The organism is Rhodoferax aquaticus, assembly GCF_006974105.1.
GTDB classification, from domain to species: Bacteria; Pseudomonadota; Gammaproteobacteria; order Burkholderiales; family Burkholderiaceae_C; genus Allorhodoferax; species Allorhodoferax aquaticus_A.
Genome location: NZ_CP036282.1, coordinates 3,076,640 through 3,088,670, shown reverse-complemented (window position 1 = coordinate 3,088,670; position 12,031 = coordinate 3,076,640). Strand labels below are relative to the sequence as shown.

The following is a 12,031-nucleotide window of genomic DNA, read 5'->3' as shown; positions in this document are numbered from 1 at the left end:
GTTGCGTAAAATACAATATGGGGCGTGAAGGTTGCTAAAAATTATTATAAGATTGCATAGTAAAAATTATTTTTATATTGGTTGTGTGTTTATTTTGATATTTTCATGGGTGCAAATATAAACCTAGTTGAGTTGATTAATGTGTTATTGGTTATTTTTTTATTTTTAATTCTGAATCGCAGGAGGGATGTTGTAACGCTGTTATTTGTTTCGTTTGTATATGGCACATTGCACTTTGGTTTTTCTGTTGCAGCATTGGTAAGTTCAGATAGGGTGGGCGTGATGGCCGCAATGCATCTGAATGGAGGGGGGGTGCTGGCAGGGATATCTGCGCTGTCTTTGGTTGGTGTTGTAGTTGTTCTATTGGGTAAGCTGGCCTACAAGCAATTTCCATTGAATCGTGAAGTCGACAGAATATTAATTCTCTCAGTATTGCTGGTCATGGTTGCCATATTTACAGGCTATCTTTTCAATGTGCAGGACGGCGACTGGCTGCAGTTAAAGAATGTGATCTCAATTGAGGCGATGCTCGCTTTTTCGCTAATTGCCTTCCTGTCTATGAGTGGTGAGCAGGTGATTGATATCGATCGCGGATACATGTGGGGAGTGGTTGGCCTGCTCGTGTTTGGTGCAGTAAACTGTATAGCCGTCTACGAGGTGTTCACCCATTCCTCTTGGGCCGGCACGATGAGCAGTACGGGGGTGATGGTTTATCGTGCGAGCTCTATCCTGTTCAATCCAAATTTATTCGGTTATTGGGCATCGCTCGTATATCTAGGCTGCGCCTATGGTTTGGATGAGCATAAACGGCATCGGAAAATGATGTTGTCGGGCATGGTTCTGTCATCGGTAGCGATATATTTCTCCGGATCGCGTAGTTCGGGTTATCTGCTGCTGGTGGCATTGTTCGCACCGATGGCGCTGCTGCTGCTATTTGGAAAGCGGTTGATCTGGCTGCCTCTGATGGTGCTGCCTATGACCATGCTGGCAATATATGTCGGTGCCGCTTGGGTGGCGCCTCACTTCCTGACTAGCGCAGTTGGTTGGCATGAAATCGCCTTGCTAGGGGAACGGTTCGCCGTCGCGCCTGTTCAATTGATGAATTATGGGTTGATGAAAATTGGTCATGTAATCAGTGAGCTGTATCAATTGATTGGAGGTAGTCCGATTGATTTCTCACAAGTTTCCCCACGTGAGATAGTGGAGTCGATAGAAGGGCGCTTTGTGGGTGAGGGGCGCGATGCTGGCTGGCTTGTTTTGTACCAGGACACTGGGTGGTTCGGGTTGGGCACTGTAATTCTGTCAGTGTCTGGGTTGCTGGCTTGGGGCGTACAGGTTTGTGCGGCAAAACCATACCTCTCCAATGTTTATGCACTTGCTGCACTGTTGTTTTGCATGTTGTCTGGTTTTGTCATGCGCTTCCAGATTTTCCCAGTATGGTTGTTCGTCAGCCTCGTCCTCGTTGCCTCGTTGGCACTTTGGAGCCGGCCTGAGACACTTGCTTCTCGTATAAGGGGTTGACGTGCGCGTACTCATAGTAAGCCAATATTTTTGGCCGGAGAATTTCCGCATCAATGCGATTGTGGCGAGCCTAGTTGATCGTGGGATAGAAGTCGAAGTATTGACGGGCAAGCCTAATTACCCCGAGGGGGTCATAGCACCGGGTTACCGTGCCTTTGGCCTCCATCGAGAACAGTGGAAAGGCGCTTTGTTGCACCGCGTTCCTCTGTTTCCCCGTGGCAGAGACAGCCGCTTGGGGTTGTTGCTCAACTATCTCTCTTTTGTTTTTTTCGGGTTGTTCTGTGGCACATGGATGGTGCGCAAGGGCAAATACGATGTGATTTTTGCGTATGGCCTTTCGCCAATTTTTCTGGCTATCCCCGCTCTGTTTATTGGATGGCTGAAAGGAAGCAAGGTAATAGTCTGGGTGCAAGACCTGTGGCCCGAAAGTCTCTCGGCGACCGGTTATGTGCGCAACGCCCGCGTGCTGCATGCGGTGAAGTGGGTGGTGCGCTGGATATACCGGCACACTGATCTGCTGCTGGTGCAATCGCATGCGTTCGAAGCGCCCGTTGCGGCCCTAGCACCGGGCAAGCCCGTAGCCTATTACCCCAACTCGGTTGATGGGACGTTTGCTGAGCCCCCATCCCCAGACGTCCTCCTTCCCGTAGTTCCGGCGCTGGATGAAGGCTTCGCCGTCGTGTTTGCCGGCAATGTGGGGGCGGGCCAGGCGGTGGAGGTGATGGTGGAGACGGCCTCTTTGCTCAAGGATGTTCCGCAAATCCGTTTCGTTGTCTTCGGGCAAGGCAGCCGATGGGACTGGATGCATGAGCAGGTGCAAAGCCGGGCGCTAACCAATCTTCATTTGCCCGGGCGCTTTCCGGTCAACACCATGCCGGGTTTGATGCAAAAGGCAGGGGCGCTGTTGGTGACTTTGGCCGACGAGCCGATTTTTGCCATGACTGTGCCCAACAAAGTACAGGCCTATATGGCAGCGGGTCGCCCCATCTTAGCCTGCCTCAACGGTGAAGGCGCGCGTCTGGTGGGGGAGGCGCAGGCCGGTTTGAGCGTGCCGGCGCAGGATGCCAAGGCCCTGGCAGCTGCCGTTTTGCGGTTGTACCAGATGCCATCCGAAGACAGGGCGAGGCTGGGTGCCAATGGGCGGCGCTACTTCAAGGCGCATTTCGATCACGACAAACTTGTAGATGAGCTGATGGCGCACTTGCGCGCTACGTCCAAAACTGGTGAGGATGCGGTATGAAGGTTCTGGTGTTCGGCGCAAGCGGCATGATCGGCAGCGCCATGTTCCGCGTGCTCAGTGCAAAAAAAGAGTGGCAGGTGTGGGGCACCTTGCGCTCTGCTGATGGCAAGAGATTTTTCTCACGCGAGCAGCAAGACAAGCTGCTGGCCGGTGTTGATGTGGAAAAGCATGACGCCCTGGTGCGGATGTTTGCGCGCGTGAAGCCGGAGGTGGTGGTCAACTGCATTGGCTTGACCAAGCACCACAAGGTGGCGGAGGATCCGCAGTTGGCGCTGCCGCTCAACGCGCTGTTGCCTCATCGCATGGCAGACCTATGCGCTGTGGCGGGTGCCCGCTTGATTCATGTGAGTACCGACTGTGTCTTTGCCGGTACCAAAGGCAATTATGCCGAAACAGATGCGCCGGATGCGGGTGATGTGTACGGCAAGTCCAAGTATCTGGGCGAAGTGGACTACTCGCATGCCATCACCTTGCGCACCTCGACCATCGGCCATGAACTGCAGAGCGCCTACGGCTTGCTAGAGTGGTTCTTGGCGCAGCAGGGAAGCTGCAAGGGATTCAACCGCGCCATCTTCTCGGGCCTGCCCAGTACTGAATTTGCGCGCGTGGTGCGAGAAGTGGTGATCCCTCAACATGATTTGCACGGGCTGTACCATGTGGGCGCAGATCCGATAGGCAAGTATGAGTTGCTGAAGTTCATTGCCAAAGCGTATTGCAAGCAGATTGATGTTGTTCGTGATGATGAGTTTACGATCGATCGTTCGCTCAACTCCTCGCGCTTTAGCCAAGTTACGGGTTACAAGGCGGCAGGTTGGCCGGAACTAATTCACGCAATGCACGCATCCAGATAACACGGGACAACCAGAACGGGGACAACATGTTCAATAACAAGGTGTTGATGATTACCGGCGGGACGGGGTCTTTTGGCCACACCGTCTTGAAGCGCTTTTTGGCCACCGATGTGCGTGAAATCCGTATCTTCAGCCGCGATGAAAAAAAGCAGGAAGAGATGCGCATTGCGCTCAACCATAGCAAGCTGAAGTTCTACATCGGCGATGTGCGTGAGTACGACAGCGTTTCGCAGGCCATCAAGGGGGTGGACTATGTGTTCCATGCTGCGGCCTTGAAACAGGTGCCATCTTGCGAGTTCTATCCGATGGAGGCTGTGCGTACCAATGTGCTGGGCACTGAGAACGTTATGAACGCCGCCACGGCCAATGGCGTCAAGCGGGTGGTGGTTCTCAGTACCGACAAGGCAGTGTACCCCATCAATGCCATGGGTATCTCCAAGGCGATGGCTGAAAAACTGATGGTTGCCAAGGCACGCACCCAGCGAGAAAACGAGACTGTAATGTGTGCCACCCGATACGGAAACGTTATGGCGTCAAGGGGCTCTGTTATTCCGCTGTTTGTGTCGCAGATCAAGGAGGGTAAGCCGTTGACGGTGACTGACCCGGCCATGACGCGCTTTTTGATGTCGTTGGAAGACTCCGTGGACTTGGTTTTGTATGCCTTCCAGCACGGCAAGCAGGGCGACCTGTTTGTGCAGAAGGCGCCGGCTTCCACCGTGGCCGACCTGGCCCAGGCGCTCAAGGAAATTTTCAGGAAAGACAACCCCGTTCGCATCATCGGAACGCGTCATGGGGAAAAACTCTATGAGTCCCTGATTTCTCGCGAGGAAATGGCCAAGGCGGAAGACATGGGCGACTATTTCCGTGTGCCTGCCGATAACCGGGATTTGAATTATGCCCAGTACTTCAGCGAGGGAGAGGAAAAGTTGTCGCATCTGGACGACTACACCTCGCACAACACGGATCGGCTGGATGTTGAGCGGATCAAAAAACTTTTGCTAGAACTGGATTACATCAAGGAAGAACTCCATGCTTAAAGTCATGACCATCGTGGGCACTCGGCCCGAGCTCATCAAGATGAGCCGTGTGATCGCCGAGTTGGACCGTCACACCCGGCACGTGCTCGTTCATACCGGGCAAAACTACGACTACGAACTGAACCAGATTTTTTTTGAGGACCTGGAAATCCGCAAGCCTGATCATTTTCTGGGCGCGGTCGGAGAAAACGCCGCGCAAACCATTGCGCAGGTCATCATGAAGGCCGACGAAATCTTTGCCAAAGAAGAGCCGGATGCCGTGCTGCTTTATGGTGACACTAATTCATGCTTGGCCGTGATTGCCGCCAAGCGGCGGAAGATCCCGGTGTTCCACATGGAGGCGGGCAACCGCTGCTTTGACCAGCGTGTGCCCGAGGAGCTCAACCGCAAAGTACTGGATCACCTGAGCGACATTAACCTCGTGCTGACCGAGCATGCTCGCCGCTATCTGATTGCCGAAGGAATCCGGCCAGAGACCATAGTCAAGACAGGCTCGCACATGGACGAAGTGCTGACGCACTACATGCCAAGCATCGAAAAGTCAGATGCAGTGCAACGACTCGGATTCAAGCGCGGCGAGTTTTTCGTGGTCAGCGCCCACCGTGAAGAAAATGTAGATACTCCAGAAAACTTGCGCGATCTGGTCACCACGCTAAACGCGCTAGCCGACACTTACGGTTTCCCGATCATCGTTTCCACGCACCCGCGCACTCGCAAGCGCTTGGATGCGCTGGGCGTGACAGAAATTCACTCATTAGTAGATTTTGCCAGACCTCTAGGTTTTTTTGACTTTATAAAGTTGCAGATGGAGGCCAAATGCGTGATCTCTGACAGCGGTACCATCACTGAAGAGTCCACTTTGCTGAATATTCCCGCTATTACCATCCGCTACGCGCATGAGCGCCCGGAGGGCATGGATGAGGGTACGTTGATCATGTGCGGCCTCAAGAAAGAAGAAGTGCTCTATGCCGTTAAAGTTGTCTGTGAGCAATTTGCCGAGCATGGTCCTATGCGCCAAGTGACGGACTATCTAGCACCGGCGGTCTCACGCAAAATTTTACGCTTGGTGATGAGTTACACCGGATATGTGAACCGCACTGTATGGCGGCAGTGAGGTCCACGTGTCGCTATAGCTTGCCCTGACTGCGCATCAGGGTGATGAAACAGGCAAACATGCTAGTGAAAGATACTGAGCCCTACATTGCCCCCTTAACAGCGCATACGAAGTTCTTTTGTACATATCTTCGCTGTTTATCTGCATGATCAGCCGGCTGAACGAGGGTATGAACATTCCTGGTGAGGTGCTTATTCGAGTACTTGAGCCCGCTGCTGTTTGAGGTGATGTGCCTCCTCATGATTGGACACGATCAGACGAGAATATCGTGCCCCAATCCCGCAAAGCACATAGGCGGACTAAATGACGAAGTGGTCACAGGAACCCGCATCAAACCAAATAGTGGATGCATTTTTCCAAATCGAACCCAAACTGTTCTATAAAGTGGGCTTGCAGGCCTGCCCTTTACTCATAGAGCGTCGTAGACCCAATGAAGAGAATTTTTGACTTAATGCTCGCACTGCTGGCCGCAATCCTATTTGGCGTGCCCTTGCTTATCACCTCTGTAATGGTGCGGATGACTTCGCCAGGGCCTGTGCTTTATTGGAGTGACCGTGTCGGCCGCAATAACAAGATTTTCAAGATGCCCAAGTTTCGCTCCATGTGTGTAGACACCCCCGCAGTGGCCACCCACTTGCTGAACAGCCCTGAGAATTACCTGACCCCCATCGGCTCCTTTCTGCGTAAATCCAGCCTAGACGAATTGCCTCAACTCTGGAGCATACTCAAAGGTGACATGAGCTTTGTCGGCCCCCGGCCCGCGCTATTCAACCAGAAGGACCTGATTGCGCTGCGCACCCAAGCGGGGGTGCACGCACTGGTACCTGGTCTTACCGGCTGGGCGCAAGTGAACGGTCGCGACGAATTGCCCATTCCTCAAAAAGTGCAACTCGACGTGTACTACCTGCAGAGTCGCTCCTTCGGGTTGGACTTGAAAATACTCTGGATGACAGCACTGAAGGTCCTCGCTAGAGATGGGGTTTCCCATTGAGCCAAATAAAAGATCAGTCTCCTCCGACTGCGATCGACGTCGTGCACCGTCTGTTGGGCGGTCTGGCCGCCCCTGTTTTGGCCCTGCCACGTCCCGCCAAACGTGCCATTGCATTAGCGGTAGACGGCGGTTTGTGTGTTTTGACGGTTTGGCTGGCTTTTTACTTGCGACTTGGTGAGTTTCAGCCTATTTCGGGAGCGATGCTATGGCCGGTTGGTGCATCGATTGCGATTGCAATACCTATATTTGTGACGGCTGGACTCTATAGGGCTATCTTTAGATACAGCGGACTACCTGCGATGGTGGCAGTCGCACGAGTGATGGTGTTGTATGGAGTGCTTTTTGCCACTGTTTTTACCTTCTTGGGTGTTCCCGGTGTGCCACGCACGGTGGGCTTAATCCAGCCACTGTTGCTGCTCGTTTTTGTGGGCTCTGCGCGGGCTATCGCACGTATTTGGCTTGGTGGGTTGTACCAAAGTCAGCTCAAAAAGTTTGCGGTGCCGCAGGTTCTGATCTACGGAGCCGGCAGTGCTGGGCGGCAATTGGCTGCAGCGATGGGCAATAGTCACGAAATGCGCGTGGTGGGCTTTTTGGATGACGATGATCGTTTGCACGGCCATGTGCTCAATGGTCTGCCCATCTACAACCCGGGGGACTTGGGGGAGATTCTGCCCCAAGTCCCCGTGACAGACGTTCTACTTGCGCTGCCTTCTGTATCCCGCCAGCGTCGTAACGAGATATTGGAATCGCTTACGCCGCACAGGCTTGCGCTGCGCACGCTGCCGGGTGTAGCTGATCTGGCTGCCGGCAGGGTTAGTCTTAGTGATGTGCGGGACCTAGACATTGATGACCTGTTGGGTCGCGAACCCGTCAAGCCCAATATGTTGCTCCTCAACCGAAACACCCTTGGCAAGGTTGTGCTAGTAACTGGGGCTGGAGGAAGCATTGGCAGCGAATTGTGCCGCCAGATTCTTAGGGCCAAGCCTAAGCTACTGCTTTTGTTGGAAATGAGCGAATTCGCCCTGTACCAAATCCACCAAGAGCTCCACGCCATTGCCTTGGACTCGGCTGTTGAAGTTGTGCCGCTTCTAGGGTCTGCCTGCGACGAAGTGCGTGTGCACGAGATCATGGATACATGGAAGCCGCACACTGTGTACCACGCCGCAGCTTACAAGCATGTGCCTCTGGTGGAACACAACCCGGCAGAGGGAGTGCGCAATAACGTTTGGGGAACCCGGGTCTGCGCGGAAGCCGCGATGCGCCATGGTGTTCAAAGCTTTGTGCTAATTAGTACCGATAAGGCTGTGCGACCCACCAACATCATGGGGGCTACCAAGCGATTGGCGGAAATGGTGCTGCAGGCCTTGGCACAGAACAATCGCAAAACAGCCTTCTCAATGGTACGTTTTGGTAACGTGCTTGGATCTAGTGGGTCCGTAGTGCCTCTGTTCAGGGCTCAAATCATGAGTGGGGGTCCTATAACATTAACGCATAGTGACATCACACGTTACTTCATGACCATTCCTGAAGCTGCTCAATTGGTTATCCAAGCTGGCGCTATGGCAAGCGGAGGTGACGTGTTTGTTCTAGATATGGGGCAGCCGGTACGGATCTACGATCTTGCTGAGCGCATGGTGCTGCTGAGCGGGTTGACCGTTAAAGACGATGACCACCCAAATGGGGATATCGAGGTTGTGACTACCGGCTTGCGCCCTGGAGAAAAACTCTACGAAGAGTTGTTGATCGGTGATGACCCTCAACCTACTCAGCACACGCGCATTATGAAGGCCCACGAGGTTTTTGTGCCATGGGACAAGCTACAAGAGGCCTTAGATTCTCTGAATTTGGCCATGAGCGTGAATGACGTGCCCGTGATTCGAGCCTTGCTGCAGCAATTGGTACCCGGCTACCAGCCTAGTGGCGAGGTGGTTGACTGGGTGCACTTGGCACTGGAGCGAGACGCAGTCGCAAATGAATAGATCCCATAAGTAACGCGGCCGACTTTGACTCAAAATTTGGATAACGGTCAGCTTACTTTGCGCAGAGAAGTTGGCGCTATGGACATCTTTACGAGTTTACTCAAGATACTGAGCAGCACCATCACACGTCCTTCCGCATCTGCCATTTGATAAACGGCTTCGAGCCCGGCAAATGGGCCATCCACCACAACGACTTGTTCACCGCGTTCAAAGTGTCGGTGCATGACTAGTCCTTGTGCTGATTGCGCACGAATCAGACTGATCAACTCATCGGAAACCTTTGCGGGTACGTTGCCGAATGTGACTAGACGGCTAACGCCCGTGGTTGAGCGAATAGGGGCCCAACTCTGCCCCTGTTTGCTGGTGTCTAGCCGTATAAAGAGGTAGCGTGGAAACAGTGGATCCTTCACGGCTTGAAGCTTGCCATTGCGAATTTTCTCTACAAGAATTTCGGGCAAGAAACACTCGAAGCCTTGACGTTCAAGGTTTTCGACTGCAACGAGTTCTTGGCGAATTTTTGTGTGAACTAAAAACCAGTTTTCCATTGTTATTGCCCCCCCCTTGGTCTTTATTTATGCCATTTACTTCTCGCATTATCTAGCCAAAGAAGCTGGGCGAGGTAGAGTCGACGCACTGGCCTCGGTTCTAGTCCCAATTTCAAACTATCTTTTGAGGCTTACTACAGCTTTGCTCTTGCAATGAGGTCCTGAGCGTAGATCCGGTCGGTAGATAATCCACGTGTCGTCACAGATATTGATAATCGACCACTTAAAGGAGCAACTTATGGCCAAGGGACAGCAAAAGACAAACAAAGAAGCGAAAAAGCCCAAGAAGGATACTTCTCCACCAAAGCCTGTATCAGGTGAGCCAATTCGGGCTGCTGTTACTACCGCGATCATTCCTCGCGGAAAGCTAAAGAGCAAGCCAGCGTAACCATCAAGACTCAGTTGTTTAGCAAGGCACTGATTTCAGACGCATGGGTTTGAAGCAGTGTGACCAAGCTAGGGTCGAAATCAGAGCCTGACCTTGCATAAATATGAGCCAATGCGTCCTTTAACGGCAAAGCTGCGTGGTACGGGCGCTGGGTTAGCATGGCGTCTAAAGTGTCGGCAATCGCGGCAATGCGAGCAACCAAGCTGATGTTCTCGCCTTTGAGTCCTTGAGGGTAACCGCTTCCATCCCAGCGCTCATGGTGTTCGAGGGCGATGATTGCGCCTAGGGCATGCACGCGGGCTTTGGAGCGTGACAGCATGGTGTGCCCAAGCATGGCATGCCCTTTGAGTATTTCGTGCTCCTCGGGAGTCAATGGAACTGCCTTATTCAGTATGGCATCCGGAACGCAAGCTTTTCCCGCGTCGTGCAAACTGCTTGCCACCCGGATGAGTTCAACGTCTTGTTCACTGGCCCCAGTCCAAGTAGCCAGCAAGGCTGCCAAATCCCCTACACGTTGCCAATGCGGCAGTGATTCAGAGCTACGCAGTTCGATCGCACTGCCAAGGATGGAAATCGTTGCACGTTGCGCGTGCTCAGAATCTTCACGTAAGAGCAACGCATCGTAAGTGCTTGCAACATTCCTAGAAAGGATTTCTAGCAGCTCCCGGGCTTCTGGCTTGATCGCTTCTGGAAACACCATGTAGATGATGCTTTCACTGCCAGCTCGGGTACGGAAGTAGCCCGCATAGTGCTGGTCGGCGTGGTGTGACTTTTTCTCTGATAGCACGCGATGAATGGTGTCTTGAACGTCAGCAGGGAGTTGGTGCAGGCCGTCCCCTGTCAATAGCTCGGAGTACCCGGCCGTAGCCGCAAGGACCCTGATTTTTCCGTTAAACGCATTGGCCGTGTAAGCCGAAACACGGCTGGCGCAGAGTCCCTCACCATTCAAGTTGAGCAACAAGTTGACCTGTTCCAACAAGGCGGAGCCGAACGTATGCAAGTTGTCAGAGTCGCAAATGTGTCCAATGCACTCTATGGACCGTCGTAGTCCTTGGCGGGCTTGCTCAATACGCATTAGGTCGCGGTAGGCTCGCAAACCGGCATAGAACACCGTAATGAGCTTGCGGCGGGTCAGGTCCGTCTTTTCTTTGTAGTCGTTGATGTCATAGTCGCGAATCACCTGTTCTTCGGGCGCTTGGCCAGGTTGACCTGTGCGCAAAACAATGCGAACGTTGACGTTGTGCAGCTCGTTGCGAATGTGTTTGGCCAAGTCTAAGCCTGCGACGTCTGTTTCCATCACCACATCTAGCAAGATCAGCGCAATGTCATTGGGCTTTGCCAGCACTGAGCGGGCTTCTTTGGCGCTGTAGCAATGGGTAAACAAGAGAGGGCGGCCATCCATCTCAAAGTCCGCCATAACCATTTTGGTCACCTCGTGCACAGCGGGTTCGTCATCTACGACGAGTACATGCCAAGGCACAATGCCTTCCCGTTTAGTGGAGTTCAGGGGCTCGTCACTAAAAACCATATCATCTGACATTGGCTCGCCTCAAATTGGTGAGAAACATGTATGCAACAGTCTAACGGATTGGTGCTGCGATACTAGTGTTTATGCAACTTCAAGAAGTACTTTATTCCCAAGGTTTCGGCACACGCCGGGTTTGTGCCGGGCTCATCCAGCAGGGTCTGGTTCATGTGTTTCCACTAGATGCGCCTGATACGCCCGTGCTTTGTACACAAGCAACTGCGGATTTTGTAGCGCCGGGGCTTCGCTTTCAGGTTCAGGGTGTCGTTTGGCCCTACGCTGAAAAAGCGTACATCCTGTTAAACAAGCCTAGTGGCACAGAGTGCTCACAAAAACCATCAACTTACCCCAGTATCTACACGCTTTTGCCTTCTCCACTGCGTTTGCGCCCACAAAAGGCCGCCGTGCAGGGAGTGCAGGCAGTGGGGAGATTGGATCAAGACACCACTGGGCTGTTACTTCTTACCGATGACGGCAAGTTTATCCACCGTATGAGCTCACCCAAGCACCATGTGGCCAAAGTTTACGAAGTTACGGTCAAGCATGCGCTGACACCGATTCAAGTTCAGCGTTTGCTGGATGGAGTGGTCTTAGATGATGATCCTAAGCCTGTGCGCGCTGCTGCATGTGAGGCGGTTGATGATTTCCATTTACGGCTTACCTTGACGGAAGGTAAGTACCACCAAGTCAAGCGAATGGTGGCTGCAGTCAGCAACCGTGTGGAAGGTTTGCACCGTTCTCAGATCGGAGGGCTTCGCCTTCCTTCTGATTTGGCACCGGGTCAATGGAGGTGGCTCAGCTCTGAGGATTTGGCGTCAATAGCGGCATGAGTGGTGTGCT

10 protein-coding genes are annotated in these 12,031 nt (G+C 53.0%); 8 read left to right on the top strand and 2 right to left on the bottom strand.

Annotated features, from left to right (window positions below):
• The first annotated feature begins 105 nt into the window (after positions 1–105).
• The 7 genes from EXZ61_RS14185 to EXZ61_RS14155 all read left to right on the top strand — a co-directional run bounded on the left by EXZ61_RS14185 (position 106) and on the right by EXZ61_RS14155 (position 8,733).
• The gene (locus EXZ61_RS14185; protein WP_142812385.1) at positions 106–1,521 is read left to right on the top strand and encodes a hypothetical protein; all 1,416 of its coding nucleotides are present in this window, start codon (positions 106–108) and stop codon (positions 1,519–1,521) included.
• Position 1,522: 1 nt separating this feature from the next.
• Positions 1,523–2,761 (top strand): glycosyltransferase family 4 protein, encoded by a 1,239-nt coding sequence (locus EXZ61_RS14180; protein WP_142812384.1) that lies wholly within the window; start codon positions 1,523–1,525, stop codon positions 2,759–2,761.
• A complete protein-coding gene (locus EXZ61_RS14175) occupies positions 2,758–3,612 on the top strand; it encodes a dTDP-4-dehydrorhamnose reductase family protein (RefSeq protein WP_142812383.1) in 855 nt (284 codons plus the stop codon). The genes EXZ61_RS14180 and EXZ61_RS14175 overlap by 4 nt, the downstream gene beginning before the upstream one ends.
• 26 nt (positions 3,613–3,638) lie before the next feature.
• Entirely contained in the window at positions 3,639–4,649 is a 1,011-nt protein-coding gene (locus EXZ61_RS14170; RefSeq protein ID WP_142812382.1) for a nucleoside-diphosphate sugar epimerase/dehydratase, read from the top strand.
• Positions 4,642–5,763: a non-hydrolyzing UDP-N-acetylglucosamine 2-epimerase gene (wecB, locus tag EXZ61_RS14165; protein ID WP_142812381.1), complete on the top strand. Its 1,122-nt coding sequence runs from the start codon at positions 4,642–4,644 to the stop codon at positions 5,761–5,763. The genes EXZ61_RS14170 and wecB overlap by 8 nt, the downstream gene beginning before the upstream one ends.
• A gap of 430 nt (positions 5,764–6,193) precedes the next feature.
• Positions 6,194–6,754 (top strand): sugar transferase, encoded by a 561-nt coding sequence (locus EXZ61_RS14160; RefSeq protein ID WP_142812380.1) that lies wholly within the window; start codon positions 6,194–6,196, stop codon positions 6,752–6,754.
• Positions 6,755–6,804: 50 nt separating this feature from the next.
• The gene (locus EXZ61_RS14155) at positions 6,805–8,733 is read left to right on the top strand and encodes a polysaccharide biosynthesis protein (protein ID WP_201799139.1); all 1,929 of its coding nucleotides are present in this window, start codon (positions 6,805–6,807) and stop codon (positions 8,731–8,733) included.
• 47 nt (positions 8,734–8,780) lie between these two features.
• Here the strand turns inward: EXZ61_RS14155 and rfaH are convergent, their stop codons facing one another.
• Positions 8,781–9,278, bottom strand: coding sequence for a transcription/translation regulatory transformer protein RfaH (rfaH, locus tag EXZ61_RS14150; protein ID WP_142812379.1), 498 nt, complete (start codon positions 9,276–9,278; stop codon positions 8,781–8,783).
• 398 nt (positions 9,279–9,676) lie between these two features.
• Positions 9,677–11,206, bottom strand: coding sequence for a DUF3369 domain-containing protein (locus EXZ61_RS14145; RefSeq protein WP_142812378.1), 1,530 nt, complete (start codon positions 11,204–11,206; stop codon positions 9,677–9,679).
• A gap of 71 nt (positions 11,207–11,277) precedes the next feature.
• Here EXZ61_RS14145 and EXZ61_RS14140 point away from each other — a divergent pair, with 71 nt between their 5' ends.
• Complete coding sequence (locus EXZ61_RS14140) at positions 11,278–12,021, top strand: 16S rRNA pseudouridine(516) synthase (RefSeq protein ID WP_142812377.1); 744 nt, start codon at positions 11,278–11,280, stop codon at positions 12,019–12,021.
• Positions 12,022–12,031: the final 10 nt, after the last annotated feature.

Bases quoted from the DNA above. Each gene is read 5' to 3' on its own strand.
- EXZ61_RS14170 (WP_142812382.1), top strand. From the start codon at position 3,639: ATGTTCAATAACAAGGTGTTGATGATTACCGGCGGGACGGGGTCTTTT.
- EXZ61_RS14175 (WP_142812383.1), top strand. From the start codon at position 2,758: ATGAAGGTTCTGGTGTTCGGCGCAAGCGGCATGATCGGCAGCGCCATG.
- rfaH (WP_142812379.1), bottom strand. From the start codon at position 9,278: ATGGAAAACTGGTTTTTAGTTCACACAAAAATTCGCCAAGAACTCGTT.
- EXZ61_RS14145 (WP_142812378.1), bottom strand. From the start codon at position 11,206: ATGTCAGATGATATGGTTTTTAGTGACGAGCCCCTGAACTCCACTAAA.
- wecB (WP_142812381.1), top strand. From the start codon at position 4,642: ATGCTTAAAGTCATGACCATCGTGGGCACTCGGCCCGAGCTCATCAAG.
- EXZ61_RS14185 (WP_142812385.1), top strand. From the start codon at position 106: ATGGGTGCAAATATAAACCTAGTTGAGTTGATTAATGTGTTATTGGTT.
- EXZ61_RS14160 (WP_142812380.1), top strand. From the start codon at position 6,194: ATGAAGAGAATTTTTGACTTAATGCTCGCACTGCTGGCCGCAATCCTA.
- EXZ61_RS14140 (WP_142812377.1), top strand. From the start codon at position 11,278: ATGCAACTTCAAGAAGTACTTTATTCCCAAGGTTTCGGCACACGCCGG.